Source organism: Cryobacterium zongtaii, assembly GCF_002909375.1.
In the GTDB taxonomy this organism is placed as follows: Bacteria; Actinomycetota; Actinomycetes; order Actinomycetales; family Microbacteriaceae; genus Cryobacterium; species Cryobacterium zongtaii.
This window is the reverse complement of record NZ_PPXD01000030.1, coordinates 27,381-52,966: the sequence shown is the minus strand read 5'-3', so window position 1 is coordinate 52,966 and position 25,586 is coordinate 27,381. Positions and strand designations below refer to the sequence as shown.

The window sequence follows — 25,586 nt, the reverse complement described above, 5'->3', positions numbered from 1 at the left end:
TTTCCCGTCGTCTGCCTAGGGTGAAATGTTAGCGCGCGCGGCACCCCCCTGGGTCAGCGTGGAGCAGTCGCCTCGACGACCGCGATCTCGCGGGTGGCCGTCTCCCGGTCGCGGTCCTGCCGTGCCGCGTCGGCCTTCGCCGTGACGATGCGGATGGCCGAGGTGAGCGGATGGCCGTCGCCGCGGTGCCGCACGTGCAGCCGCGCGGTGCGCGGTGAGGTGCGGGGGCGGATGCGGACCCGCAGGCGCTGGTACCTGATCATCCAGAACAGCACCGCCGCCGCCGCGAGGAGGCCGGAGACCGCGGCGACGCCGATGGCCCAGCGCGGGCCGTACTGGTCGGCGACCCAGCCGACCAGTGGAGCGCCGAGCGGGGTGCCGCCGGCGAAGATGGCCATGTACAGCGCCATCACCCGGCCGCGCATGGCCGGCTCGGTGGTGGTCTGCACGTAGGCGTTCGCGGTGGTCATCAGGGTCAGCGAGGTGAGGCCCACGAAGGCGAGCGAAATCGCGAAGGTGATGTAGCTGGGCATCACGGCGGCGATGGCGCAGGTGAGGCCGAAGAAGAACGCGCCGCCCACCACCAGGCGCATCCGGGGTCGGCTGCGCCGGGCCGAGAGCAGGGCGCCGACCACGCTGCCCACCGCCATGATCGAGCTGAGCATGCCGAACTCGCTGGCGCCCATACCGAACTCCACGGTGGCCATGGTGGAGGTGAAGATGGCGAAGTTGAAGCCGAATGTGCCCACCAGGAACACCGTGATCAGCACCGCGACGATGTCGGGCCGATGCCAGACATAGCGGAAGCCGGCCATGAGTTGGCCCCGTTCCCGCGGTGCGCGGGGCTGCTTGCGGAGTTGCTTGGTGCGCAGCAGCGTCATGGCGGCGACGGTGAAGGCGAAGGTGACGGCGTTGATCATGAATACCCAGCCGGCGCCGACGGCGACGGTGAGGAGGCCGGCCGCGGCGGGGCCGATCAGCCGGGCGCCGTTGAACGAGGCCGAGTTCAGTGCCACGGCGTTCGAAAGGTTGTCGTCCGGCACCAGCTCGGAGACGAAGGTCTGCCGGGCGGGCGCGTCGATGGCGGCAACGACGCCCAGGCCGAGGGCGAAGAGGTAGACGTGCCAGAGCTCGACGACGCCGGTGATGGTGATCAGGCCGAGGCCCAGGGCGAGTGCGCCCATCAGGGCCTGGGTGAGCATCAGCAGCTTGCGGCGGTCGAACCTGTCGGCGATGAGGCCCGACCACGGCATCAGCACCAGCTGCGGCCCGAATTGCAGGGCCATCACGATGCCCACTGCGGTGGCGTTGTAGTCGGTGAGCTGGGTCAGCACGATCCAGTCCTGGGCCGTGCGCTGCATCCAGGTGCCCACATTGGACACCAGGGCGCCGGCGAACCAGATCCGGTAATTGACCACGCTCAGGGAGCGGAACATTGCACTCAACTGTTGGCGAGCTCCTTCATGATTTCGGTGGCGGACGCCAGGATCTGGCGTTGTTCGGGGGTGAGCCGCAGGATGCGCGTGGCTATCCAGTCGTCTCGGCGGCGGCGGGTCTCGCGCACCAGGGTCATCCCGGTGTCGGTGACGGTGAGCACCACCTTGCGGCCGTCCTCGGCGGAGCCGGCGCGGTTGACCAGGCCGGCCTCGACGAGGGCGTTCACGGTGCGGTTCATCGAGGGCGGGGTGACCCGTTCCTCTTCGCTGAGCGCGCTCAGGGTCATCGGGCCGAGTCTGAACACAGCGCCGAGGGCCGAGAACTGGCCGCTGGTGAGTTCGTTGTCGGCCTGCTCCTGGCGCACCCGGCGGGCCAGTCGGCCGTTGGCGAGCCTGAAGTCGTGGCTCAACTCGGCGACGGAGCGGCGCTTGGTGTGCGCGTGCGCCGCCGCGGGGGCCGGCGCTGGTGCGGGTGCGGGTGCGGGGGGACTGGGCGCAATGGGGCTCTCTGACATGATTACTTAGCCTAACAAATTAGCCATGCTAATGATTCCCAGCTCACCGAATCGCCACCGAATCGCCGCAACTGTTCCCGAAGCGGACAATTGCGCCGGGTGCGCCGGCCGCAAATGTCCGCACGGGCAACAGGTACGGCAGAATAAGCCCGTGCCCACCTTCATCGATGAACACGGCGTCCCGATCGTCTACTACGCCTGGCCGGTCGACAACCCGCGCGCCATCGTGCAGCTCGTGCACGGGGTCGGCGAACACGCCCTGCGCTACCGGGAGGTGGCCCGCGCGCTCAACGCGGCCGGCTACTCGGTCTACGCCGACGACCACCGCGGGCACGGCCAGACCGGGATGCTGCAGCACGGTGGCGACGCCGGCCAGCTCGGTCGGCTCGGCGTCGGCGGTCTGCGCGCGGCCGTCGCCGCCGTGCACGCCTTCACCGGCGTGATCCGGCAGGCCACCCGCCACCAGACCGTTGCGCGGGGCGAGGGACCGGCTGCGCAGGCCGGGCAACCGCAGGCACAGCCGGTGCCGCTGGTGCTGCTCGGGCACAGTTGGGGATCCTTCATGGCGCAGATGATCCTCAACCGGTATCCCCAGGACTACCAGGCGGTCGTGCTCACCGGCACCGCCTACCGCTGGCCCGGCTACCTCAACAGCGGGGATCTCAACGCCAGGCACAAGCACCTCGGCTCGACCGGTGCCGAGTGGCTCAGCCGGGACCCGGCGGTCGCGGCGGCTTTTGTTTCCGACCCGCTCACCACGAGCGTGCCGCTCGCCAAGCTATTCGGCCTGCGCGACGCCGCCCGCATCCTCGGTCGCCCCGCCCGGCGGCTCCCCGCGGACCTGCCCGTGCTTATCCAGGTCGGCGGCGACGACCCCGTGGGCGGGGCACGCAGCGCCCGCAAGCTTGTGGACGCCTTCCGGCGCCGGTCCGGCCTGCGGGATGTGCGCCTGATCGTGTACCCCGGCGCCCGGCACGAGGTCCTCAACGAGATCAACCGCGACGAGGTGTTGGCCGACCTGGTCGCCTGGCTCGACGCACATCTCCCGGCCGCCGTCTCCGAGTCCGCTGCCGACGATTAGGCTGATCACATGCATGGTGAATACAAGGTTCCAGGCGGCAAACTCGTTGTGGTCGATCTGAATGTCGTCGACAATCTCATCACCGATTTTCGCCTGGCCGGTGATTTCTTTCTCGAGCCGGACGACGCCCTCGAGGACATCAACGCAGCGGTGAACGGCCTCGCCGCCGACAGTGACGCCGCCACCATCGCGGCCGCGGTGCGAGCCGCGTTGCCGCCCCAGGCCACCCTGCTCGGGTTCTCCCCGGAGTCGGTCGCCGTCGCCATCCGTCGTTCGCTCGCCCACGCCAGCGGCTGGCGGGACTATGAGTGGCAGATCATCCACACCAAGGCCGTGCCCCCGGTCATGCAGATGGCTCTCGACGAGGTGCTCGCGGTCGAGGTCGGCGAGGGCCGCCGCAGCCCCACCCTGCGCATCTGGGAGTGGAATGAACCGGCCGTCGTGATCGGCAGCTTCCAGTCGCTGAAGAACGAGGTCGACCCCGTCAACGCCGAAAAGCACGGCTTCACGGTGGTGCGCCGGGTCTCCGGCGGCGGCGCCATGTTCATGGAGGCCGGTTCGGTGATCACGTATTCGATCTACGCTCCCACCGAGCTGGTGCATGGCATGAGCTTCGCCGACTCCTACGCCTTCCTCGACGAGTGGGTCATCACGGCGCTCAAGTCACTGGGCATCGACGCGCACTACCAGCCGCTCAACGACATCACGAGCCCCACCGGAAAGATCGGCGGGGCGGCCCAGAAGCGCCTCGGCAGCGGCGCCGTGCTGCACCACGTCACCATGAGCTACGACATGGACGGCGAGAAGATGGTGCAGGTGCTGCGCATCGGCCGGGAGAAGCTCAGCGACAAGGGCATCACCAGCGCCGCCAAGCGGGTGGATCCGCTCCGCAGCCAGACCGGGCTCAGCCGCGCCGAGATCATCGACCGCATGAAGCAGACGTTCACGAGCCTGTACGGGGCGAAACCCGGCGACATCACCGATGAGGAATACGCCAAGGCCGCCGACTTGGTGGAGAGCAAGTTCAGCACCGACGCCTGGATCGGCCGCGTGCCCTAACCAGGACGGCCCTGGCGAGCACAGGTCAGGTGCCGCGGATGAGCAGGTCCTGGTATTCGGCGTGCTGGTCGATCCAGTCCGCGACGAACGGGCAGGCCGCCACCACGGTGAGGTCGGTGCGCGTGCGCACGTCGTCGAGCGCCTGCTCGATGAGGATGCCCGCGAGCCCGTGTGCGCGCTTGGCCGGGTCGACCTCGGTGTGGGTGAAGGTCAGTGACTGGCCCGCCAGCCTGTAGTCGGCCAGGCCCACGGGCTCGCCGTCCTGCCACAGCGTGTAGCGCGAGAGGTCCGGTTCGTGCCTGACGTGCGCGGTGCTGTCGGCACGGGTCATCTCTTCACTTGTCATCGGAACAGCGTAGGCCGACTGACAGAATGAGGGAATGCCAAACGCGTGGACTCAGTCCTCTCCCAGCAGGGTCATCGAGGCGGACAACCTGGTTGTGCTGCCGACGCTGCCCGACGGCGCGTTCACCCTCATCTACCTCGACCCGCCGTTCAACACCGGCCGCAGCCAGAAGCGGCAGTCGACCACCTCGGTGCGGAGCACCCTGGCCGACGGCGCCCACGCCACCGGAACCATCACCGGGTTCAAGGGCCAGCGCTACGAGCGCATCAAGGGCGATCTGCTCGGCTACGACGACCAGTTCGAGGACTACTGGGCGTTCCTGGAGCCCCGTTTGATCGAGGCCTGGCGCCTGCTGGCCGATGACGGCACCCTCTACCTGCACCTGGACTACCGTGAGGCGCACTACGCCAAGGTGCTCCTCGACGCTCTCTTCGGCCGGGACTGCTTCCTCAACGAGCTGATCTGGGCCTACGACTACGGCGCCAAATCGAAGAACCGCTGGCCCACCAAGCACGACACGATCCTGGTCTACGTGAAGAACCCCAAGGGTTACTACTTCGACTCCAGCACCGTGGACCGGGAGCCCTACATGGCGCCGGGCCTGGTCACCCCCGAGAAGGTGGCCAAGGGCAAACTGCCCACGGATGTCTGGTGGCACACCATCGTCTCGCCCACGGGCAAGGAGAAAACCGGCTACCCCACCCAGAAGCCGGTCGGCATCCTGCGGCGCATGATCCAGGCCTCCAGCCGGGAGGGCGACTGGGTGCTGGACTTCTTCGCCGGCAGCGGCACGACGGGTGCCGTCGCGGCTGCCCTGGGGCGCAAGTTCCTTCTCATCGACCAGAACCCGGAGTCGCTCGCGGTGATGCACGAGAGGCTCGGCGCCCTGCCCGGCGTGGATTTCGTCGACGCCGAGCTGGAGACAAGACTGGGAGCATGAGACTCCGCATTTTCACCGAGCCCCAGCAGGGCGCCAGCTACGACGACCTCCTCGCGGTCGCGCAGGCCACCGAGACTCTCGGCTTCGACGCCTTCTTCCGCTCAGACCATTACCTCGCCATGGGCGATCACGTCTCGGGGCTGCCCGGGCCGACGGATGCCTGGACCACCCTGGCCGGACTGGCGCGCGAGACGCAGCGCATCCGCCTCGGCACCCTGGTGTCCTCGGTCACCTACCGTCCGCCGGGGGTCCTGGCGATCCAGGTCGCCCAGGTCGACCAGATGTCGGGCGGCCGCGTGGAACTGGGCCTGGGCACCGGCTGGTTCGAACAGGAACACCTGGCCTACGGCATCCCCTTCCCGGCCAAGCGGTTCGGCATGCTCGAGGAACAGCTCGAAGTGATCACCGGCCTGTGGGGAACGCCCGTCGGGGAGACCTACACTTTCGCCGGCGAGCACTACACCCTCGTCGACTCTCCCGCCCTGCCCAAGCCCACGCAGTCCCGCGTGCCGGTGATCGTGGGCGGCGGCGGAGCCAAGCGCACCCCGGCGATGGCCGCGCGGTTCGCCACCGAATTCAACCTGCCCTTCCCCGACTTCGCCGACATCCCCGCCAAGTTCGCCGGGGTGCGCGCAGCCTGCGAGGCCATCGGCCGCAACCCGCAGGAACTGGTCTACTCGACTGCGCTGATCGCGGTGGCCGGCGCCGACGAGGCCGAGTTCGCCCGCCGCGCTGCGGCCGTGGGCCGGGAGCCCGCCGAACTCCGCGAGCACGGGATCGCCGGGACCACCGGGGAGGTCGTCGACAGGCTGGGAGCCCTTGCCGCCGACGGCGTGGAGTGCGTCTACCTGCAGATCATGGACCTGGCCGACCTCGAGCACCTTGATTTTCTGGCCAGAGAGGTTATGCCGCAGCTCGACTGAGCGGATGGCCTGGGCGGCTCAGGCCGAGTCGCGAAAAACTAGGCGCGTCGGCATGAAGTTATGGTGCGGCACGGTCTCGTCGCCGGCGAGCAGGCGCAAGAGCAGGTCCGCCATCGCGAAGCCCATCTCCTTCGATGGCTGGCTCACCGTGGTCAGCGAGATCGGACCGGAGGTGGCGGCCGGGCTGTCGTCGAACGAGACCACCGCGATATCGCCGGGCACCGAGCGGCCCTGTTCGGCCAAGACCCCCATCGTGCCCACGGCCATGAGGTCGCTCGCGACGAACAAGGCATCCACGTGCGGGCTGTGTTCAAGAAGCCGGCGAGTTGCCGCGGCGGCGCCCGCGGCCGTGAAGTCGGCGTGCTCCACGGCATCTGACTCGAGCCCGGCGGCCGCGAGTGCGTGCCGGAAGCCATTGAGTCGGTCGATGCCGGCCGGCATGTCGACCGGTCCGGTGATGGTGCCAATGCGGTGCCGGCCGAGGTTGATGAGATGCTGCACGCCGCTGATGGCGCCGGCCACGTTGTCGACGTCCACGAAGTAATTGTCCGGGCCGGAGTGGTTCGTGGGTCGGCCACCGAAGACCACGGGCATGGTGGTCTCCAGGTTCGCCACGAAATCATCGCCGGTGTGGTGCGAGATGACGATGGCTCCATCGACGTTACCCGAGCGCAGGTAGCGCATGGTCTTGTGCCGGGGGTCGCTCGACGCGACGAGGAGGTTGAGCGTGTAGTCACTCTCGTCCAGGCGCTGAGTGATGCCCTGCACGACGGCGGCGAAGTACGGGTCGCCGAAGAACTTGGTCATGTCTTCCGGCACGACCAGGGCGACCGACTGGGTGTGGTGGCTGGCCAGTGACCTGGCGGCGCGGTTGGGTACATAGTTGAGTTGTTCGATCGCGGCGTTGACGGAATCGACGACCTCCTGCCTGACCTTGGGGGAGCCGTTGACAACCCGGCTGACCGTTGCTCTGGAGACTCCGGCCGCCGCGGCGACCATCTCGAGGGTCGGCTGGGGCGGACGCGCACTCCGGATTCCCATTGTCATGGGGTCAGTCTATTTGCGCTCGGGCCATTGGTCCCGCGTGAATCCGGTGCGCCCGTGCCCAGGCCGCCCTTCAGCGCCCCCGTTCGAGGTCACGACGCGCCGTCAAATCACCGGTGCGTCGTGGTCGTATTGACAAGCCTGCTTCTCCTGCTCTATGGTGACGGTGATTGATGAGAGCGCTCTCACGTTTGAATGAGAGCGCTCTCATTCCCGCACGTATGTCTTGCAATCGCACAAGCACACGCACACAAAGGAGTGAAAGTGAAGTTCTCACAACGCACCAAGGTTGGCGCCGCAGTAGCCTGCGCCGCATCCTTCGCCCTCATCGCCACAGGCTGTTCGTCGGCGGGCACCGACGGCGCCTCCGGCGGTGACATCGAGCTGACCGTCACCACGTTCGGCAGCATGGGTATGGCTGACCTGTACGCCGAGTATGAGGCAGCCAACCCCGGCATCACCATCAAGGCGAACAACATCGACACGGGTGGCAACGCTCGCACGGATGCCTTCACCAAAATTGCCGCCGGCAGCGGCCTCTCGGACGTTGTCGCCGTCGAGGAAGGCTGGCTGGGTTCGATCATGGCCGTCTCCGACCAGTTCGTCGACCTGTCGGAATACGGTGCCGACGACATCAAGGACCGCTGGGTTCCGTGGAAGCTCGAACAGGGCACCGACGCTGAAGGACGCATCATCGGTTACGGCACCGACATCGGCCCGGAGGGACTCTGCTACAACAGCGCAGCCTTCGAAGCCGCCGGGCTGCCCACCGACCGTGCCGAAGTAGCCACGCTTCTCGGCGGCGACGACGCAAGCTGGGAAAGCTACTTCGCCCTGGGCAAGAAGTACCAGGAGGCCACCGGCAAGGCGTGGTTCGACCAGTCCGGCTTCATCTGGAACTCCATGGTGAACCAGATGGACGAGGGCTACTACACCGCCGACGGCGAGCTCAACGTCGTTGACAACGCCGAGCTGAAGGCGGCCTGGACGCAGCTGGCCGACGCCAACGCGGCCGGCCTTTCCGGCAAGCAGGCTCAGTGGGACTGGAACAAGGGCTCGTCGTTCACCGACGGAACCTTCGCGACCTTCATGTGCCCGGGCTGGATGCTCGGAGTCGTTCAGGGCCAGGTCGAGACCGCCGGCGGCGACGCCACCGGCGCGACGGCCGGCTGGGACTTCGCCGACGTGTTCCCCGGCGGAGCGACCAACTGGGGCGGAACCTTCCTGACCGTCCCGACGCAGTCCAAGCACCCGCAGGAAGCCGCGGACCTGGCTGCCTGGCTGACCGAGGCCGACCAGCAGGTCGCCGAGTTCAAGGCCGAGGGCCCGTTCCCCAGCGTCACCGCTGCACAGACGGACCCCGCACTGTCTGAGGCGACCGGAGTCTCCGCGTTCTTCAACGACGCGCCGATCGCTGAAATCCTCACCAAGCGTGCCGACGGCGTGAAGGCCCAGTTCAAGGGTCCGGATGACTCCACGATCCAGGAGCAGGTCTTCGGCCCGTCCGCGATCGCGCTCGACCAGGGTGTCGCGGGTGACAAGGCATGGGACGACGCCATGACCCTGTTCGACCAGCTCATCGTCAACAAGTAGTAGCAGCACCAATCCGCTCTTGCCGGGCTTCCGGCGCCGCGACGCGGCACCGGAAGCCCGGCTCGAAGGCAGAAAGTCACCATGACACGCACACTTGAACCAGAGACCAGCGCTCCCGCGCCTCTCAAGCGTCCCGGCCGCGCGAGCGCCCTCACCTACAAGCACCGGCTGAGCCGCCTGGATGTGAAAGTCTCGCCCTACCTGTACGTCGCACCGTTCTTCGTGCTGTTCGGCCTGGTGGGCCTGTTCCCTCTCGTCTACACCTTTGTGGTGTCCCTGAACAACTGGAATCTGCTGAGCGGGCCGGGGGAGTGGGTCGGCTTCGATAACTACGCCGCAGAGCTCAGTGACCCCTTGTTCTGGAATTCACTGTTCAACACCATGAGTATCTTCCTGCTCTCGAGCATTCCGCAGCTCGTGGTGGCCACGGCCATCGCCGCGATCCTCGACCAGAACCTGCGCGCCAAGACCTTCTGGCGCATGAGCATCCTCATCCCCTACGTCGTGACCCCTGTCGCGGTCGCCCTCATCTTCTCCAGCATGTTCAGCGAGCAGAGCGGTCTAGTGAACCACCTGCTCAGCTTCGTCGGCGTGGACCCGATCCTTTGGAAAACCGATGTGTTGCCCAGCCACCTGGCCATCGCCGGCATGGTGAACTGGCGCTGGACCGGCTACAACGCCCTGATCCTGCTCGCCGCCATGCAGTCGGTGCCGCGGGACATCCACGAGTCCGCCGCCCTGGACGGCGCCGGGTTTGTCCGCCGCTTCTTCTCCATCACCCTGCCAAGCATCCGCCCCACCATGATCTTCGTCATTATCACGGCGACCATCGGTGGGCTGCAGATCTTCACCGAGCCGCGCCTGTACGACGCGACCAGCTCCACGGCCGGTGGCGCGCACCGACAGTTCCAGACCACGGTGCTCTACCTGTGGGAGATGGCCTTCCAGCGCCAGAACTTCGGCAAGGCCTCGGCGATCGCCCTGATCCTGTTCGTCATCATCGTGGCGTTCGGCGTGCTCAACTACCTGATCTCGCAACGGATCGCCACGGCAGACAGCCGGTCCGACGCCAAGAACAACAAACGCGCGGTTCGCCGCACGCTCCGAAACGGCGCGAAGGAGCCCCGAGCATGACCGACACCATCGCCCGCCCAGAAACCACCCCGGAGCTACCGGGTCAGACGGTCACCGTCAAGCGGGGCAAGACCAAGCACAAAGGCCTCGGCATCGACCGTCGTCCCGGCTTCCTGACCTACGGCATCCTGATCGCGCTCTTCGCCGGTGGAACCTACCCGCTCTGGTGGTCGGTCGTCGTCGGTGCGAGCCCGTCGTCTGTGCTGTCCCAGGATTGGCCGCCGCTTCTTCCTGGCGGGCAGTTCTGGACCAACGTCGCCGCGGTCTTCGACACCATTCCGTTTTGGCAGGCCCTGCTCAACAGCGTGATCGTGTCGACGATCATCACCGTGTCCGTCGTGTCGTTCTCGACTCTCGCCGGGTACGCGTTCGCCAAGCTCAAGTTCCGTGGCAGCAACGGGCTGATGGTTTTCGTCGTCGCGACGATGGCGATCCCCACCCAGCTGGGCATCATTCCGCTGTTCATCCTGATGCGCGAGTTCGGCTGGACCGGCTCCATCGGCGCGATCATCGTCCCGACCCTGGTGACGGCCTTCGGCGTGTTCTTCATGCGCCAGTACCTCGTCGACGTGATTCCGGACGAGCTCATTGAGGCGGCCCGCGTCGACGGCGCGAACATGATCACCACGTTCTGGAACGTCGCGGTTCCCGCCGCCCGTCCGGCGATGGCGATCCTGTCGCTCTTCACCTTCATGATGGCGTGGACGGACTTTCTCTGGCCGATGATCGTTTCGCCGCAGAACCCGACGCTGCAGGTGGCTCTCAGCCAGCTGCAGTCCGCACGATACATCGACTACTCGGTCGTACTCGCAGGTGCCGTGCTGGCAACGCTGCCGCTGCTCGTGCTCTTCGTGCTTGCGGGTAAGCAGCTCATCTCCGGCATCATGGCGGGCGCCGTCAAGGGCTGATCCAGCCGCCTCACGTCGCTCCCCTGAATCGGTCAGGGGAGCGACGTGTGTGGTGTCTCAGGCGAAAACGGCCACGGCCTTCGCCACCGGTGTCGGGCCGGAAATGAGGTGCAGCACCGTGTGGCTTCCTGCTCCGGTGCGGAGCAGCTCGGCCAGCACCGCTGCCACATCGGCCCGGGGCACGCTGCCCTGGGTCTCCGGCTGCACGGTTCCGCTCTCGTCGGGTCCCGTGCGCTCAAGCCGAACCGAGCCGATGGGGTCGTGATCGGTCAGGGTGCCCGGCCGCACGATGGTCCAGTCGAGGTCTCTGCCCGCGAGGTCTTCCTCTGCGCCGAGCTTGGCCTGGAGGTAGGCGACGAAGTCGGCGGGGACGCTGTCGGGGGTGGCTCCGTCACGCACCAGATCCGCTCCGGTGGAGGAGATCTGTACGAACCGGCGCACCCCGGCGGATTCGGCGGCATCCGCCAACAACACCGAAGCCCCCAGATCGACCGAGTTCTTACGTGCGTCGCCGCTGGCCGCACCCGCGCCGGCCGCGAAGACCGCGGCGTCGGCGTCGGCCATGACCTCGGCGACGGCGTCGACCGAGCTGTTCTCGAGATCGAGGACAACCGGTTGGGCTCCATCGAGGAGAAGGTCTTCCTTCTGCTCAGCGTTCCTGATCAGCCCGATCACAGTGTGTCCGTCGAGGGTCAACTCCCGGGTGAGGGACCGTGCAATTTTTCCGTGTGCTCCTGCTATAACAATTCGCATACGGGGTGAAACAGACTACGGGGCGCTGGAATTCCCCGGCGGCGATGATGCCGATGCCGGGGAGTGGCGTCGGCGCAGGATATGCTCGGCAGCGTGTCAGTTCAATCGCGCCGGGGGGCGTCGCCGCGCGTACGCCGTCGACGCGCACTCGTCGCGGCCGCCGCCGCACTGCTGCTGGTCGCCGGAGGTGGAGCCGTCATCCTGGGCCAGCACACCGGCCGCGCCGCATCGAGCGAGACCACGCCGACCACATCCGCCTCGCCCGGCCCGGCCAGTACGCCGACCGAACCACCTCGCCCGTCGCCGTCGGCCTCGCCTGACCCGGCTCCGGCGCCCACCTTCGACCGCGCTGCCCGGTCGATCGACGACCCGAACAGCATCTGGGTGGTCGTTGACAAGCTCCGCCCGCTCAACCCCACCGACTACGCTCCCGACGACCTCGTCGAAGTGCCGATCCCGTTCGCGAACCCCCCGCAGTTGCGGCAGGAGGCCTCCGACGCCGTCGTGGCCCTGTTCTCCGCCTTCACGGCCGAAACCGGCCTGGCCTTGCAATCGCAGAGCGCGTACCGCAGCTTCGACGCGCAAACCCGGGTCTACAACAACGATCTCGCGAACCTCGGTCAGGCCGGTGCCGACCTGAGCACCGCGCGGCCGGGTACGAGTGAACACCAGACCGGTCTCACCATCGACATCAGCGCCCAACCCGGACAGTGCTCCCTCAACGCCTGCTTCGCCGACACCCCACACGGCCAGTGGCTCGCCGCACACGCCTGGCGTTTCGGCTTCCTGCTGCGCTACCCCGCCGACAAGACCCCGGTGACCGGCTACGAGTTCGAGCCCTGGCACTTCCGGTACATCGGCATCGACCTGGCCACGGAAATGCACGACCAGGGCGTCACCACGCTCGAGGAGTTCTTCGGCCTACCGGCCGCACCGTCCTACGGCTAAAGGCCTGGGCTGAATTCACTCCCACGCGACCCCCACAGTCTCGGCGGATCGAGAAGACCCTGCCGGTGATGGGGTCTACTATGCCCTGGCACGCTCACGACCCCGCCCGAAGATCGGCGGCCGTTCCGGTCCCAGACTCTTCACCAAATAGTGTGGTTGGCTTGTGGTTTTCACCCCCCGAATAGAGGTAGTTGTGGCTGTAGCTCGACCAGCACGGATCGGCGTCATCGCCCTGATCCTCGGCGGACTCGTCGTGGGAACCGTGGCCCTGGCGACGTCCGGCGCGGATCGAACAGGTTCGGCTCAACGCGGGTCCACTGCGGCGGATGCCGCTGCCACGGCCGAGACCGCGCCACGCGAGACTCCGGCGATAACGGCCGCGCCCGTCGACGTTGACCCCGCCGTGCAGGCTCAGCTGAGTTACGCACTGGCGCACTGGAAGGATTACAACACCGACGAGTACGGTGTGGTCACCGGAAACGACTGCGTGAACTTCACCAGTCAGTCCCTGGTGGCCAGGGGCTGGGCCATGGACGAGACCTGGTGGACCAGCGGAACCGGCTCCGACTTCGAATTCTCCTCGCCTTGGGTGAGTTCGACCGCGTTCATGAACTACCTCGCGGACTCCGGCCGTGCCACCGCCCTGACCGACGACCAGCGCGATCAGGTGAAGCTCGGGGATGTCGTCCAGTTCGACTGGGACAACACGGGTGACCGTGACCACACGGCCGTCGTCTCCCGCATCGAGGGAACCGGCGACGACATCGTGATCTACTACGCCGGGCACACCGACGACACCGACTACCTCTCGGTGGACTTCGCGATCACCGAGAAGCACCCGGGCGGAACCGCGTACTACTGGAGCATCCCGTAGCCCACCGAGCCCGGTGACCGGTCGAGGCTAGCTGATCGCCGCGTCGACGATGGCCTTGGCCTCGATCTGCACCAGCTTGAGGTGCTCCGGGCCCTTGAACGACTCGGCGTAGATCTTGTAGACGTCTTCGGTGCCGCTCGGGCGGGCGGCGAACCAGGCGTATTCGGTGAAGACCTTCACCCCGCCGATGGCGGCGCCGTTGCCCGGGGCGTTGCTGAGCGCGCCGATGATCTTGTCACCGGCGAGCTCGGTGGCGGTGATTGCTGCGCCGTCGAGCTTGCCCAGGGCGGTCTTCTGCGCCGGCGTCGCGACGGCGTCGATGCGCTCGTACGCCGGGGCGCCGAAGTGCTCGGCCAGTTCGGCGTACCGCACGCTGGGCGACTTGCCGGTCACGGCGACGATCTCCGCGGCGAGCAGGGCCAGCAGGATGCCGTCCTTGTCGGTGGTCCAGACCGTGCCGTCGAAGCGCACGAAGCTCGCGCCGGCGCTCTCCTCGCCACCGAAGGCGACCGAGCCGTCGATCAGGCCGGGAACGAACCACTTGAAACCTACCGGGACCTCCCACAGCTCACGGCCGAGGAACCCGGCGACGCGGTCGATCATGGTGGAGGAGACCAGGGTCTTGCCGATCGCGGCATCCGCCCGCCAGCCGTCGCGGTGGCTGTAGAGGTATTCGATGGCCACGGCCAGGAAGTGGTTCGGGTTCATCAGGCCGGCGTCCGGCGTGACGATGCCGTGCCGGTCGGCGTCGGCGTCGTTGCCGGTGAGGATGTCGAAGTCGTCCTTGTGCGCCAGCACCGACGCCATCGCCGAGGGGCTGGACGGGTCCATCCGGATCTTGCCGTCCCAGTCCAGGGTCATGAAGGCCCAGGTCGGGTCGACCAGTGGGTTGACCACGGTGAGGTTGAGCTCGTAGCGGTCGCGGATGGCGCCCCAGTAGCCGACGCTCGCGCCGCCCAGCGGGTCGGCGCCGATACGGATGCCGCTCTTCTTGATGGCCGCCATGTCGATGATGTTCTCGAGGTCGTCGACGTACTGGCCGCGGAAGTCGTAGGTCTCCACGGCGCTGGGCTCGGCCATGAGCACAGCGCGCATCTCGTCGGCGATGATCTCATTGGCGCGATTGGCGATCCAGGAGGTGGCGTCGCTGTCGGCCGGTCCGCCGTGCGGCGGGTTGTACTTGAAGCCGCCGTCCATGGGCGGGTTGTGGCTCGGGGTGACGACGATGCCGTCGGCCTGGTCGTCGTGTCCGGCCCGGTTGTAGGCGAGGATCGCGTGCGACAGCGCCGGGGTGGGCACGAAGTCGTCGAACTCGTCGACCAGCACCCGCACGCCGTTGCCCACCAGAACCTCGAGGGCCGTGGTGGTGGCCGGGGCGCTGAGGGCGTGGGTGTCGGCGCCGATGAACAGCGGCCCGGTGATGCCCTGGGCGGCGCGGTACTCCACGATCGCCTGCGTTGTGGCCAGGATGTGGTTCTCGTTGAACGCGGTGTTCAGTGAACTGCCGCGGTGCCCGGAGGTGCCGAAGACGACCCGCTGGGCGGGCACCGACACATCCGGCTCGAGGTCGTAATACGCCCTGATGAGGGCCTCAACGTCGATCAGATCGGATTTCTGGGCCGGGGTGCCTGCGCGTGCGTTCATAGTGCCCAGTCTTGCACTCCAACTAGGCTGTGAGCCATGCCAGAGACTCCCGATGTGCACTACAGCTTCCTGGGACCGGCGGGAACCTTCACCGAGGCCGCCCTCGCCCAGGTTCCCCAGGCCAGGGGCTTGCCGTGGCGCGCGGTCAACAACGTGGGGGAGGCCTTCGCCGACGTCGTGAGCGGTCGCAGCGTCGCCGCCATGATCGCCATCGAGAATTCGGTCGACGGCGGGGTGAGTGCCACCCAGGACGCCCTGGCCAGCGTGCCGAACCTGCGGATCATCGGCGAATACCTGGTACCGGTCAACTTTGTGCTCGTCGCCAGGCCTGGAACCGCCCTCGAGGACGTCAAGATCGTCAACGCGCATCCGGTGGCCTACGCGCAGTGCCGCAGCTGGCTCGAAACAACACTGCCCAGGCACGGGCACATCCCCTCGTCGAGCAATGTCTCCGCCGCCGCCGCCCTGTTCGAGCCGGGACCAGCGGATGCCGCCGTCGCGCCGCCCGGCATCGAGAAGCACCACGACCTGGTCGTGCTCGCCCGCAACATCGGTGACAACCCCAACGCCGTCACCCGGTTCGTGCTCGTCGGACGCACCACCGTGATCCCGGAGCCGACCGGCGCCGACAAGACCAGCGTGATCGTGGAGCTCCCGGAGGACCGGGCCGGCGCCCTGCTGGAGATGCTCGAGCAGTTCGCTACCCGCGGCGTCAATCTCAGCCTGATCCAGTCCCGGCCGATCGGTGACTCCCTCGGCCGGTACCGGTTCGTCATCGACGCCGACGGGCACATCCTCGACGAACGGGTGGCGGACGCCCTGCTGGGGTTGCGACGGTTCAGCCCCAAGGTGATCTTCCTCGGTTCGTATCCGCGAGCCGACAAAGCGGCCAACGTGTTCACCGACCGGTACGACGACGGTGTTTTCATCGAAGCCAGGGACTGGCTGCGCGGTCTGGTCTCGGGGGAGCCGACAGCGTGACCGAGCCTGGGGGGCTCGACCGACCGGCGTTCGACCCGCGGCACGACGCCAGGTTCCAACGCGGCTACCAGCCCGGTGATGCACCCCGGCCCGCCGCTCGCCCCGGGCTGATCGGCGCGCCGCCGGCGAAACCTGCCGCCGCGGCCGGCGGAGCCGCGGCGCCGTTCGAGGACCTCGTCGTCGGCACCGACGGTGCATTCGACGATCTCGACGCCCTGGCCTTCGACGGCGACACCTTCCAGGACGAGCTGGAGCCCTCGAGGTGGAACCCATTCATCGCGCTGCTCTGGGTGGTGGCCCTCGCGCTTCCGGCGGGTGGCATGGTGTTGCAGTGGCAGGCCGTGAGCGGAATGTTCGGGAACAATTCGTATACGGGAAACGGGGAACCGCCGGTCGCGTTCGTCCTCCAGCAGTTCAGCTACCTGGTCGCGCCACCCCTGATCTCGAGCGGGATCGTGATTCTCGGTGGCCTGCTGTTCTGGCACGCCTGGGGCTGGCGGGCTCGCCGGCGCCGAAGCGCCCAGGGCCTCTGACGGATCACCGGACTCCCGCGGATCCGTCCGTCGGCATCGGCCGTCCGGCCGGCACCCGCACCAGCAGGGCGCCGGCATCCGCCCGGAGGAACACGCTTGTCACCAGCCCGAATTCGTCGCCGTCCAGCTCGAATTGCTGCGGGTGGTCCGGCACGATCCGGATGTCGGTGCCGACCAGCGTCGTCATCGCACGTTCGCTGTCGGTATCGGTGAGCTCGATGATCCGCCGGCCCACGGCGGAGCGCCGCAGCACCCCGTTCTGCCAGGTCACCCGGCGCCAGATCATGAGCCAGCCGAGCACGCCCTTGGGCTGCAACACGGCGATGTCCAGGACGCCGTCGTCGAGGAGGGCGTCGGGCAGGAATTGGATGTTTCCGGGCAGCACCCCGCAGTTGGCGATCAGGATGGTGCTCACCAGCGCCTGGTGCTCGCTGCGGGTGCCCAGGCTGTAGCGGATGCGGAACGGTTCGGCCTTGGGGATGGCGCGCATCCCCGCATCCACGTAGGCCAGCCAACCCACTTGCTTCTTCAGGTCCGGGCGCGTCTCGGCGATCATCTGGGCGTCGAGGCCGAGCCCGGCCATCACCAGGAAGACATGGTCGTTGATGCTGTTGTCGGCGTAGGTGACCGAGGCCACGCCGAGGTCGATGGCCTTGTCGGCCCCGCCGAAGGCGATGCTGATGGCGTCGTCGAGGCTGTTCAGGGGCAGCTGAAGGTTGCGGGCCAGCAGGTTGCCGGTGCCCACCGGCAGGATGCCCAGGCTCACCTCCGACCCACGCAGCGCCTCGGCCACCGCCCGCACGGTGCCGTCGCCACCCGCAGCGAGCACCATGGTCACACCCTGGCGCAGCGCCTGCCGGGTGACCCGCTGGCCGGGGTCGGCCACGGAGGTCGCCAACCAGAGCGGTTCGGCCCAGCCCGCCGCGGCGGCCGCGGCGTTCACGCCGAGGCGAAGCCTGTCGACATCCGTCTTCACGGGGTTGAAGACCACCGCGGCACGGCGCAAATTCGAGGGGATGTCGCTGGGTCCGGAACTGGAGGCTGGCACCCGCTCAGGCTAGCAAGGGGGCAACGGCTGGCGCTTGTAGACTGACCGAGTGATTGATCCGGTGCTGCTACGCGAAAATCCCGACCTCGTCAAGCGATCGCAGGAGGCGCGGGGCGACTCTGTCGAGGCCGTCGACGCCGCGCTCGCCGCGGACGCCGACCGGCGATCCTCGATCACCACCTTCGAGGCCCTGCGTGCCTCGCAGAACGCCTTCGGCAAGACCGTGGCTCAGGCGCCGCCCGCCGAGAAGAAGGCCCTCGTCGCCCAGGCGCAGAGCTTGGCCGCGGAGGTCAAGGCGGCCGGTGTGACCGCCGCGGAGGCCGAGGCGCGTTTCACGAGCGTGATGCGCACCATCGCCAACCCGATCATCGACGGTGTGCCCGCCGGCGGCGAAGACAACTTCGCCACCCTGCGCACCCACGGCGAGATCCCCACCTTCGACTTCGAGGCCCGCGACCACCTCGAACTGGGCGAGATGCTCGGCGCCATCGACATGGCCCGCGGCGCCAAGGTCTCCGGTGCCCGGTTCTACTTCCTGCGCGGCATCGGCGCCCGGCTCGAGATCGCGCTGATGAACATGGCGTTGGACCACGCTCTCGCGGCCGATTTCATCCCGATGATCACGCCCACCCTGGTGCGCCCGGAGATCATGGACGGCACCGGGTTCCTCGGCGAGCACGCCGACGAGATCTACCACCTGCCCGCCGACGACCTCTACCTCACCGGCACCAGCGAGGTTGCCCTCGCCGGCTACCACAGCGACGAGATCCTTGACCTGTCCGACGGTCCGCTGCGCTACGCAGGCTGGTCCACCTGCTACCGCCGCGAGGCCGGGTCGGGCGGCAAGGACACCCGCGGCATCATCCGGGTGCACCAGTTCAACAAGCTCGAGATGTTCACCTACGTGCTGCCCGAAAACGCCGAGGCCGAGCACAACCGCCTCGTCGCCCTGCAGGAGGGCATGCTGCAGGCCCTCGGCCTGAGCTACCGGGTCATCGACGTCGCCGCGGGCGACCTGGGTTCCAGCGCCGCCCGTAAGTACGACATCGAGGCCTGGGTGCCCACCCAGGGCGCCTACCGGGAGCTCACCAGCACCAGTAATTGCACGACCTTCCAGGCCCGGCGCCTCGACATCCGTTACCGCACCGAGTCGGGCAAGACCGCCCCGGTCGCCACCCTCAACGGCACCCTCGCCACGACCCGGTGGATCGTCGCCATCCTGGAAACGCACCAGCAGGCCGACGGTTCGGTTCTCGTGCCGGAAGCACTGCGCCCCTACCTCGGCGGGCTCGACGTCCTCACACCCATCCGATGAGCCCCACCACCGACGCGCCCTGGCTGGTCGCCCTCGACATCGACGGCACCACCCTGCACGAGGACGGCACCATCAGCGAGGCCGTGATCCGCCAGGTGCGCCGGGTGCACCAGGCGGGCCACGAGATCATGCTGGCAACCGGCAGAAGCGCCGCCGCCACCCTCCCGGTGCTCGAGCGTCTCGGGATCACGCCGCAATTCGTGGTCTGCTCCAACGGCGCCATCACTCTGCACCGAGACGCGGATGCCCCGACCGGGTACCGCCGCGAATGGGTCGAGACCTTCGACCCCAGCGATGTGCTGCTCTCCATCCGCTCGCACCTCACGGATGCCCGGTACGCGGTGGAGGACGAGCACGGCTTCTACCGGTACACGGAGGTGTTTCCCGATGCCACGATCGGCATCGACAGTGAGCACGTCGCCTTCGACGAGCTGCTGCGCCACGACGCCACCCGCGTCGTCGTCGTCTCGCCGGACCACGACATGGAGGACTTCCTCGCGGTGGTCGAGCAGATGGGTCTGAACCGGGTGAGCTACGCGATCGGCTGGACCGCCTGGCTCGATATCGCCCCCGACGGTGTGAACAAGGCCACCGCCATGGAGCGGGTGCGTGCCGAGTGCGGCATCCCGCGCAGCCGGGTGATGGCCGTCGGCGACGGGCGCAACGACATCGACATGCTGCTCTGGGCCGGCGCGGAGGGCCGCGGTGTCGCCATGGGCCAGTCCCCGGACGACGTCCTTGAGGCCGCCAGCGAGCTCACAGTCAGCGTGCAGGACGACGGCCTGGCCGTGGTCCTGAGCAGCCTCTAGCGCTCCAATACGCACCGCAATTCGCGGGGGTCGGCCGCCGTGCAGGGCGTTGCCAGTTTCGCGTGTCAGGCTACTTATTCCGTGATCGGCTAAGATCGGGCGAAGTTCGATGTTGGATCCGGCCCGTCACGGGGCGGTCCCGCGTTGAATCGGGAGGGCTGTCCGAGCGGCCGATGGAGCCAGTCTTGAAAACTGGTGGGCAGAAATGTCTCGTGGGTTCGAATCCCACGCCCTCCGCGCCGCGAGGCGCTGCACCTGCATAACGACGAAAGGATCTGCGTGAGCGACCAATTGCGCCCCCGCTCGAAACGATCGAAGCAGACCAGCCCGATCGCCCGGCACGGCAGGCTCAAGCGGTCCAACGCATTCGCCAACATCGCCAAGGTGCTCGCCGCCGCCCTCGCCGTGGTCATGGTCAGCGGTGTCTCGGTCGCGGCCCTCGCCACCCTCAACGTGGCCACCAGCGTCAAGGAACCCATCCGCCTGGACAGCGAGACCGCGGGTCCGATCCCGCAGATCAGCTCCATCGACGGTGGGGCCAACCTGCTCCTCGTCGGCAGCGACAGCCGTGTCGGCCAGGGCGGCGGCTACGGCGATCCCGACGAAGAGACCGCGGTCCTCAACGACGTCACCATGCTGCTGCACATCGCCGAAGACCACAGCAGTGCCACCGTGGTCAGCTTCCCCAGGGACACCTACGTGCCCATCCCGGAATGCACCGGCCCCGACGGGGAAACCTACTCGGCCATGAGCAGCCAGAAGATCAATACCACCCTCAGCTACGGCGGGCTCAACTGCACGGTGTCGACGGTCGAGGAACTCACCGGCCTGCCGATCCAGTACGCCGCCGTCGTGCAGTTCAACGGCGTGGCGGCCATGTCAGAGGCCGTCGGCGGGGTGCCCGTCTGTATCGCGGAGCCCATCGTCGACGAACACACCGACCTGGACCTCGCGGCCGGCGAGCACGAGCTCAAGGGCCTGGAGGCACTGCAGTTCCTGCGCACCCGTTACGGCGTCGGCGATGGTAGCGACCTCGGTCGTATCAGCAACCAGCAGGTTTTCCTGTCCTCGCTCGTGCGCACCCTCAAGAGCGCCGAGACGCTGAGCGACCCGATCAAGCTGTACTCGATCGCCAAGGCCGCCGTGGACAATATGGAGCTGTCGACCTCGCTGCAGAGCATGGACACCATGGTCTCCATCGCGATGGCGCTGAAGGACATTCCGCTGGAGAAGGTCGTGTTCGTGCAGTACCCGGTCTACAACGTCGACGGGGGCGTCGAACCCGACGAGTCCGCCGCCGACGATCTGATGGCGTCCATCCTCGCCGACGCGTCGCCGACCCTGGCACCCGGTGAAGCCGACTTCCGCTCCGTGGCAGACCCTGCCGCCGCCGCGACCGAAGCGCCCGTTGAGCCGGTTGACCCTGCCGTGCCCGCGCCGACCGATCCCGCCGCGACCGATCCGGCCACCACCGAAGAGGCGCTGCCGAGCAATGTTTACGGGCAGGACGCGTCCCAGTACACCTGCTCGGCCGGGCGCACTCTGGCCGACCAGTAGCACCGTCGGCACCCGCCTGCGGGGATGGTGTTCAAACTGACGCCGCGGTGCGGTTAGTATGGTGGATGTGTGTTTGCGCAAGCAGGCATCCGGGAGACGTCGCATAGCCCGGCTTAGTGCACCACCCTGCTAAGGTGGAGTGCCCTTCACAGGGCACCGAGGGTTCAAATCCCTCCGTCTCCGCACTTCGAAAAGCCCGCCAGACCCCCGGTCAGGCGGGCTTTTCCGCGTTCCGTTCAGGGAACTGTCGAGAGCTTCACGATGGTGGCCGGGGTCAGATCGACGGTCACCCTCTCGGGATGGATCCCCGCCGCCGCGAGGGCGGCCTGCAGCGCGGCGGTGTCGGGCACCGGCGGTGCGCCCACCACCCGCAGGGTCACCTCGGCGCCTCGGGTGGAGACGCCGGTGACCGTCCAACCGACGCTTGCGGCCCACTTCTCGCCCACGGTCTGCACGGTACCCTCCACGTTGCTGCGGGCCGTGACCTCGACGCTGGTGAGAGTGAGGGGGATGCCGATCAGCAGCAGCATCACGGCGAGCACCGCCACCGGGCGCAGCAGGCCGGGCGCCTCGGTGTCGCCGGGTGCTTTCCGGCGAGTGAGTCGGCTCACCCCGTAGACCGACATCACCACGATGCCGGTGCCGAGGATGGCGACGACGTTGGTGACGAAGAGCAGCAGCGCCCCCAGGAACTGGGGGACGGAGCCCGACTCGAGGACCAGGCCGGCCACGGTCAGCGGCGGGACCAGGGAAATGGCTATCGCGACGCCGGGCAGCGTGTCGGAGATGTCCCGGCGCACCAGCGCCACCGAACCGACGACACCGGTGCCGAGGGCGGCCAGCAGATCGATCAGACGGGGATTCACCCTGGCCGAGACCTGGGCATTCGTGCTGGCGAGCACGTCGGTCTGCACGAGGAGGCCGACCGCGAAGCCGATCACCACGGCCGCGGCGGCGCCGCCCAGCACCAACACCAGGGAGCGGATGAGGTTCGTCCGGTCGCCGAGCACCGTAGCGAGCATCGTGCCGAGGATGGGCGTCATCAGCGGAGCGACGATCATCGCGCCGATCACCGTGGCGGTGGAATCGCCCACGATGCCCGCCGAGGCGATGATCGACGCGAGCACCAGCAGCATCCAGAATCTGGAGTACCGCGCGCTGGACGCCGGCCCGTCGAAGAAGACGGAGTCGCGCATGCTCTCGGTGGTGTTGAATCGGTCGGCCACGCTGCGAACCTAGCCCTCGTGCGAATCCGACGGTAGGCGGGGCAGAATGGGGCATGGCCACCAGACTTCTGCTGATCTCCGATACGCACGTTCCCCAGCGGGCCCGGCGGCTGCCCGAGCAGGTCTGGCGGGCTGTCGCCGAGGCCGACCTCGTGCTGCACGCCGGGGACTGGGTCGACCTCAGCCTGTACGAGGAGCTGACCCGCCGGGCACCGGCGCTGTTGGGCGTGTTCGGCAACAACGACGGCGCCGACCTGCGCCGTGTGCTGCCGGAGATCGCCCGGGACACCATCGAGGGCGTCCGCTTTGCGATGATCCACGAAACCGGTGCCGCCACAGGGCGCCAGAAGCGCATGGACGAGGCCTTTCCGGACACCGATGTGCTCGTCTTCGGGCACAGCCACATCCCCTGGGACAGCGTGTCGCCCCGGGGTCTGCGGCTGCTGAACCCGGGGTCACCGACTGACCGCCGGCGGCAACCGGCACACACCTACCTGACGGCTGTCGCCGACAACGGGCAGCTCACCGACGTCACCCTCGTGCCGGTTCTGCCGGACGAGGTCAGGCGCGGGTAACGGGCTGGACGAGGAACCTGGCCACGAACTCGTCGGCGGCCACGGGCCGCGAATACAGGTAGCCCTGCGCGAGCAGGCAACCGCGCTCCCGCAGCCACTCAGCTTGCGCCTCGGTTTCGACACCCTCGGCGATCACCTGCAGTCCGAGGGTCGCCGCCAGTTTTATCGTCAGTTCCGCGACGGGGGATTCCCGTTCGGTCTCGATCACGGCCACGAAGGACTGGTCGATCTTGATCACGTCGAGTTCGATCTCGGTGAGCCTGGACAGGCTGGAGTGGCCGGTGCCGAAATCATCCATCGAAATGATCACTCCGGCGCCGCGCAGCACCCGGATGTTGTCGCGAACGGCCGCGGCATCGCTGCCGAAGTGGGTCTCGGTCACCTCGATGTGCACCAGGGCGGCCGGCAGACCCACATTGGCGCACTCGGTGAGAACAAACTCTCCGTAGCCGGCCGAGGTCAGTTCGCGCGCCGAGGCGTTGATCGCCACGCTCACCGGGTCGTCCTCCCCGCGCAGCCGGCGCCAGCGTGCGGCCTCCGCGACCGACTCGCGGACGACCCACTCCCCGAGGACCACGATGGACCCGCTCGCCTCGCAGAGCGGGATGAACTCGGCGGGGGGCACCAGCCCCCTGGTGGGGTGTTGCCAGCGCACCAGGGCCTCTGCGCCGATTGCGGCGCCGGTGGCCAGGTCGACCACGGCCTGGAAGCGCAGAAAGAATTCGCCGTTCCGCAGGCCGTCCAGCACGGCTGCCGGGGAGGCGTAGTAGCCGCCGTGGATGATCATCTTGCCGTGGCCTCCCACGCGCTGGGCCTCGAAGAGCGCCTTGCCGGCCCGGCCGAAGAGCTCGCTCTCGGACTCGCTGCCCTCCCTGGCTGAGATGCCGGCCGAGAACTTGGCCACCTGGACTTGCACCCGCACCATCAGGTCGCAGGCGTCGCCGGCGGTGAACCCGGGCAGCAGGATCGCAAACGCATCGCCCTCCACGCGGCCCATGGTCGCCGCACTCGGGAGAGCCTTGACCACATCGGCGACGAATCTCATGATGGCCAGGTCGCCGCCCTCCCGGCCACGTCGCCTGTTCACCAGGGCGAATTCGTTGATATCCAGTCGCACCAGGGAGAGCGGCTCGGTGGGAGCGGCGTCCCGCATGGCGGCGCTGAGCACCTGTTCGAATCCGGCGAAATTGTGGATGCCGGTGAGCTCATCTGTCTCCGCGAGGAGGGCGCTGCGGGCGAACCAGGTGAGCCCCAGGCCGGTCGCCAGCATGAGGAGCGACGACATGGCGACATCCGCCGGGTCGGCGCCAGGTTGCACCGCAAGCACGATGAGCGACAAGGGGATGAAGACCGCCGGATAGATCAGGGATTGCGCGGCGGGGAGCACCGCGAATGCGACCAAGGCCAGCATGCTGGGGGTCCAGGCGAAGGTGAGGGTGATCGGCTCGGCGCCGGTGGCCGCCTGGCAGAGCAGGTCCATGACGCCTATCCAGCACAAGGCGAGATGGCGCAGCGGCACCCGCATCCTGTTGCGGAACCCGGCGGAGAGCGCTCCCGTGACGATGAGGACTGCTCCGACGCACAGGAGCACGAGCATCGGTTCATCGTTCTGCACCCACTTGTACCAGGCGTACAGGAGCAGGGGCAGGCCGAAGCCGGCCTGAGCCACGCCGAGCAGGAGGCCCGCCGACTCGTTGGCGTTGAAGAGCCCGGGGCGGTAGCCCGCGGCCAGACGTTGCGCAGAGCGCGCCATTCACCCACCCCCTGCCCCACAGTTGTCGGCGTCATCGCCGGGTTGTGTACAATCTACCCCGCCGCCCCCCGAAGGCGTGACACGCGACTACTCCGCCGGTTTGAGGACCTCGTTCGTGAACCCCTCGAGACGGGCCAGCAACCCGGCACCCCTGGAGGTGATCATCTCGGCGGGGTTGGGTTGCATTTGCGACGGTGGCGGCAGGATGCGGATGAGCGTGGAGCAGGCCAGGTCGGAGCAGATGTAGGTTCCGACGGTGTTGCCGTCCCGACCGGCCTGGCCGGCCTTGGGCACGCTGAACAGGCTCACCTGGTGCGCCGGCTGCTGCGTGCGGCACAGCGAACAGAACGCAGACATCGACCGACCGGCCCCCCGCGCCGCGGCCCGCAGCATCATGCCCAACGGAGCATCGCCCCGCCAGAACACAATGTAGCCGCGGTGTGCGGCCTGCGGGTCACGCCAACCCAGGTACTCACGTTCGTCCCAGATGGTTTCGTGCAGCCCGGGGAGCGGCATCCGGGCGATCTCGTCGGTGGTGGCGTTCACGATGGAATCCCGGATCTCGGTAGCAGAAAGCGGTTTCATGATCTC

At 67.8% G+C, this 25,586-nt stretch carries 25 protein-coding genes and 2 tRNA genes; 17 read left to right on the top strand and 10 right to left on the bottom strand.

Annotation, left to right across the window (positions count from 1 at the left end):
• Positions 1-53: 53 nt before the first annotated feature.
• Together C3B61_RS19015 and C3B61_RS19010 are read right to left on the bottom strand one after the other, a co-directional pair.
• Complete coding sequence (locus tag C3B61_RS19015; RefSeq protein WP_165791228.1) at positions 54-1,445, bottom strand: MFS transporter; 1,392 nt, start codon at positions 1,443-1,445, stop codon at positions 54-56.
• Positions 1,442-1,951: a MarR family winged helix-turn-helix transcriptional regulator gene (locus C3B61_RS19010; RefSeq protein ID WP_103462020.1), complete on the bottom strand. Its 510-nt coding sequence runs from the start codon at positions 1,949-1,951 to the stop codon at positions 1,442-1,444. The genes C3B61_RS19015 and C3B61_RS19010 overlap by 4 nt, the downstream gene beginning before the upstream one ends.
• A 151-nt stretch (positions 1,952-2,102) precedes the next feature.
• Between C3B61_RS19010 and C3B61_RS19005 the strand changes: the two genes are divergently transcribed.
• Both C3B61_RS19005 and lplAB read left to right on the top strand, forming a co-directional pair.
• The gene (locus tag C3B61_RS19005; protein WP_244286010.1) at positions 2,103-3,032 is read left to right on the top strand and encodes an alpha/beta fold hydrolase; all 930 of its coding nucleotides are present in this window, start codon (positions 2,103-2,105) and stop codon (positions 3,030-3,032) included.
• A 9-nt stretch (positions 3,033-3,041) separates the two neighbouring features.
• The gene (gene lplAB, locus C3B61_RS19000; protein ID WP_088454901.1) at positions 3,042-4,091 is read left to right on the top strand and encodes a lipoate-protein ligase LplAB; all 1,050 of its coding nucleotides are present in this window, start codon (positions 3,042-3,044) and stop codon (positions 4,089-4,091) included.
• A gap of 25 nt (positions 4,092-4,116) precedes the next feature.
• Here lplAB and C3B61_RS18995 read toward each other — a convergent pair whose 3' ends face one another.
• A complete protein-coding gene (locus C3B61_RS18995) occupies positions 4,117-4,437 on the bottom strand; it encodes a GNAT family N-acetyltransferase (RefSeq protein WP_244286009.1) in 321 nt (106 codons plus the stop codon).
• 34 nt (positions 4,438-4,471) lie between these two features.
• Between C3B61_RS18995 and C3B61_RS18990 the strand changes: the two genes are divergently transcribed.
• Together C3B61_RS18990 and C3B61_RS18985 are read left to right on the top strand one after the other, a co-directional pair.
• Complete coding sequence (locus tag C3B61_RS18990) at positions 4,472-5,377, top strand: DNA-methyltransferase (RefSeq protein ID WP_103462017.1); 906 nt, start codon at positions 4,472-4,474, stop codon at positions 5,375-5,377.
• Positions 5,374-6,300 (top strand): LLM class F420-dependent oxidoreductase, encoded by a 927-nt coding sequence (locus C3B61_RS18985; protein WP_103462016.1) that lies wholly within the window; start codon positions 5,374-5,376, stop codon positions 6,298-6,300. The genes C3B61_RS18990 and C3B61_RS18985 overlap by 4 nt, the downstream gene beginning before the upstream one ends.
• Before the next feature lie 18 nt (positions 6,301-6,318).
• Here the strand turns inward: C3B61_RS18985 and C3B61_RS18980 are convergent, their stop codons facing one another.
• Complete coding sequence (locus tag C3B61_RS18980; protein ID WP_103462015.1) at positions 6,319-7,347, bottom strand: LacI family DNA-binding transcriptional regulator; 1,029 nt, start codon at positions 7,345-7,347, stop codon at positions 6,319-6,321.
• A gap of 261 nt (positions 7,348-7,608) precedes the next feature.
• On the opposite strand from C3B61_RS18980, the gene C3B61_RS18975 reads away from it, so the two are divergent.
• The 3 genes from C3B61_RS18975 (at position 7,609) to C3B61_RS18965 (ending at position 10,979) form a co-directional block, all read left to right on the top strand.
• On the top strand, positions 7,609-8,937 hold the full coding sequence (locus C3B61_RS18975) for an ABC transporter substrate-binding protein (protein ID WP_088454906.1): 1,329 nt from the start codon (positions 7,609-7,611) through the stop codon (positions 8,935-8,937).
• 81 nt (positions 8,938-9,018) lie between these two features.
• Positions 9,019-10,071, top strand: a complete 1,053-nt coding sequence (locus tag C3B61_RS18970) for a carbohydrate ABC transporter permease (RefSeq protein ID WP_103430255.1) — start codon at positions 9,019-9,021, stop codon at positions 10,069-10,071.
• Positions 10,068-10,979: a carbohydrate ABC transporter permease gene (locus C3B61_RS18965; protein ID WP_103462014.1), complete on the top strand. Its 912-nt coding sequence runs from the start codon at positions 10,068-10,070 to the stop codon at positions 10,977-10,979. The genes C3B61_RS18970 and C3B61_RS18965 overlap by 4 nt, the downstream gene beginning before the upstream one ends.
• A 57-nt stretch (positions 10,980-11,036) precedes the next feature.
• Here the strand turns inward: C3B61_RS18965 and C3B61_RS18960 are convergent, their stop codons facing one another.
• Positions 11,037-11,732: an NAD(P)H-binding protein gene (locus C3B61_RS18960; RefSeq protein ID WP_103462013.1), complete on the bottom strand. Its 696-nt coding sequence runs from the start codon at positions 11,730-11,732 to the stop codon at positions 11,037-11,039.
• A 93-nt stretch (positions 11,733-11,825) separates the two neighbouring features.
• Between C3B61_RS18960 and C3B61_RS18955 the strand changes: the two genes are divergently transcribed.
• Together C3B61_RS18955 and C3B61_RS18950 are read left to right on the top strand one after the other, a co-directional pair.
• Positions 11,826-12,680 (top strand): M15 family metallopeptidase, encoded by an 855-nt coding sequence (locus tag C3B61_RS18955; protein WP_244286008.1) that lies wholly within the window; start codon positions 11,826-11,828, stop codon positions 12,678-12,680.
• Positions 12,681-12,873: 193 nt separating this feature from the next.
• A complete protein-coding gene (locus C3B61_RS18950; RefSeq protein ID WP_165788990.1) occupies positions 12,874-13,554 on the top strand; it encodes an amidase domain-containing protein in 681 nt (226 codons plus the stop codon).
• Positions 13,555-13,581: 27 nt separating this feature from the next.
• Here C3B61_RS18950 and pgm read toward each other — a convergent pair whose 3' ends face one another.
• Entirely contained in the window at positions 13,582-15,198 is a 1,617-nt protein-coding gene (pgm, locus tag C3B61_RS18945) for a phosphoglucomutase (alpha-D-glucose-1,6-bisphosphate-dependent) (protein ID WP_103462012.1), read from the bottom strand.
• A gap of 36 nt (positions 15,199-15,234) precedes the next feature.
• Here pgm and pheA point away from each other — a divergent pair, with 36 nt between their 5' ends.
• Positions 15,235-16,179, top strand: a complete 945-nt coding sequence (gene pheA / locus C3B61_RS18940; RefSeq protein WP_088454912.1) for a prephenate dehydratase — start codon at positions 15,235-15,237, stop codon at positions 16,177-16,179.
• Positions 16,176-16,712 carry a hypothetical protein gene (locus C3B61_RS18935; RefSeq protein WP_103462011.1) on the top strand — a complete coding sequence of 179 codons (537 nt, stop codon included), beginning with the start codon at positions 16,176-16,178 and terminating at the stop codon, positions 16,710-16,712. The genes pheA and C3B61_RS18935 overlap by 4 nt, the downstream gene beginning before the upstream one ends.
• A gap of 4 nt (positions 16,713-16,716) precedes the next feature.
• On the opposite strand, the gene C3B61_RS18930 is transcribed toward C3B61_RS18935, so the two are convergent.
• Positions 16,717-17,760, bottom strand: coding sequence for a diacylglycerol/lipid kinase family protein (locus tag C3B61_RS18930; RefSeq protein WP_208858863.1), 1,044 nt, complete (start codon positions 17,758-17,760; stop codon positions 16,717-16,719).
• A gap of 49 nt (positions 17,761-17,809) precedes the next feature.
• On the opposite strand from C3B61_RS18930, the gene serS reads away from it, so the two are divergent.
• The 5 genes from serS to C3B61_RS18905 all read left to right on the top strand — a co-directional run bounded on the left by serS (position 17,810) and on the right by C3B61_RS18905 (position 21,624).
• Positions 17,810-19,075, top strand: a complete 1,266-nt coding sequence (gene serS, locus C3B61_RS18925; protein ID WP_088454914.1) for a serine--tRNA ligase — start codon at positions 17,810-17,812, stop codon at positions 19,073-19,075.
• Positions 19,072-19,884: an HAD family hydrolase gene (locus tag C3B61_RS18920; RefSeq protein WP_088454915.1), complete on the top strand. Its 813-nt coding sequence runs from the start codon at positions 19,072-19,074 to the stop codon at positions 19,882-19,884. The genes serS and C3B61_RS18920 overlap by 4 nt, the downstream gene beginning before the upstream one ends.
• Positions 19,885-20,036: 152 nt before the next feature.
• Positions 20,037-20,121, top strand: a tRNA-Ser gene (locus C3B61_RS18915).
• A gap of 42 nt (positions 20,122-20,163) precedes the next feature.
• Entirely contained in the window at positions 20,164-21,441 is a 1,278-nt protein-coding gene (locus tag C3B61_RS18910; RefSeq protein ID WP_244286007.1) for an LCP family protein, read from the top strand.
• A gap of 92 nt (positions 21,442-21,533) precedes the next feature.
• Positions 21,534-21,624 (top strand) — tRNA-Ser (locus tag C3B61_RS18905).
• Positions 21,625-21,677: 53 nt separating this feature from the next.
• Here the strand turns inward: C3B61_RS18905 and C3B61_RS18900 are convergent.
• Positions 21,678-22,667 carry a DUF389 domain-containing protein gene (locus tag C3B61_RS18900; protein WP_208858862.1) on the bottom strand — a complete coding sequence of 330 codons (990 nt, stop codon included), beginning with the start codon at positions 22,665-22,667 and terminating at the stop codon, positions 21,678-21,680.
• Between the two features lie 53 nt (positions 22,668-22,720).
• On the opposite strand from C3B61_RS18900, the gene C3B61_RS18895 reads away from it, so the two are divergent.
• Complete coding sequence (locus C3B61_RS18895) at positions 22,721-23,242, top strand: metallophosphoesterase family protein (protein ID WP_103462010.1); 522 nt, start codon at positions 22,721-22,723, stop codon at positions 23,240-23,242.
• Here C3B61_RS18895 and C3B61_RS18890 read toward each other — a convergent pair.
• A complete protein-coding gene (locus C3B61_RS18890) occupies positions 23,229-24,995 on the bottom strand; it encodes a putative bifunctional diguanylate cyclase/phosphodiesterase (protein ID WP_103462009.1) in 1,767 nt (588 codons plus the stop codon). The genes C3B61_RS18895 and C3B61_RS18890 overlap by 14 nt on opposite strands.
• A gap of 87 nt (positions 24,996-25,082) precedes the next feature.
• Positions 25,083-25,580, bottom strand: a complete 498-nt coding sequence (locus C3B61_RS18885) for an FBP domain-containing protein (RefSeq protein ID WP_103462008.1) — start codon at positions 25,578-25,580, stop codon at positions 25,083-25,085.
• Positions 25,581-25,586 lie beyond the last annotated feature (6 nt).

Excerpts from the sequence above, each read along its gene's own strand:
- pheA (WP_088454912.1), top strand. The coding sequence starts at position 15,235 with ATGCCAGAGACTCCCGATGTGCACTACAGCTTCCTGGGACCGGCGGGA.
- C3B61_RS18965 (WP_103462014.1), top strand. The coding sequence starts at position 10,068 with ATGACCGACACCATCGCCCGCCCAGAAACCACCCCGGAGCTACCGGGT.
- C3B61_RS18960 (WP_103462013.1), bottom strand. The coding sequence starts at position 11,732 with ATGCGAATTGTTATAGCAGGAGCACACGGAAAAATTGCACGGTCCCTC.
- C3B61_RS18995 (WP_244286009.1), bottom strand. The coding sequence starts at position 4,437 with ATGACAAGTGAAGAGATGACCCGTGCCGACAGCACCGCGCACGTCAGG.
- C3B61_RS18890 (WP_103462009.1), bottom strand. The coding sequence starts at position 24,995 with ATGGCGCGCTCTGCGCAACGTCTGGCCGCGGGCTACCGCCCCGGGCTC.
- C3B61_RS18980 (WP_103462015.1), bottom strand. The coding sequence starts at position 7,347 with ATGACAATGGGAATCCGGAGTGCGCGTCCGCCCCAGCCGACCCTCGAG.
- lplAB (WP_088454901.1), top strand. The coding sequence starts at position 3,042 with ATGCATGGTGAATACAAGGTTCCAGGCGGCAAACTCGTTGTGGTCGAT.
- C3B61_RS18970 (WP_103430255.1), top strand. The coding sequence starts at position 9,019 with ATGACACGCACACTTGAACCAGAGACCAGCGCTCCCGCGCCTCTCAAG.
- C3B61_RS18895 (WP_103462010.1), top strand. The coding sequence starts at position 22,721 with ATGGCCACCAGACTTCTGCTGATCTCCGATACGCACGTTCCCCAGCGG.
- C3B61_RS18990 (WP_103462017.1), top strand. The coding sequence starts at position 4,472 with ATGCCAAACGCGTGGACTCAGTCCTCTCCCAGCAGGGTCATCGAGGCG.
- C3B61_RS18885 (WP_103462008.1), bottom strand. The coding sequence starts at position 25,580 with ATGAAACCGCTTTCTGCTACCGAGATCCGGGATTCCATCGTGAACGCC.
- C3B61_RS19010 (WP_103462020.1), bottom strand. The coding sequence starts at position 1,951 with ATGTCAGAGAGCCCCATTGCGCCCAGTCCCCCCGCACCCGCACCCGCA.
- C3B61_RS18920 (WP_088454915.1), top strand. The coding sequence starts at position 19,072 with ATGAGCCCCACCACCGACGCGCCCTGGCTGGTCGCCCTCGACATCGAC.
- C3B61_RS18985 (WP_103462016.1), top strand. The coding sequence starts at position 5,374 with ATGAGACTCCGCATTTTCACCGAGCCCCAGCAGGGCGCCAGCTACGAC.
- pgm (WP_103462012.1), bottom strand. The coding sequence starts at position 15,198 with ATGAACGCACGCGCAGGCACCCCGGCCCAGAAATCCGATCTGATCGAC.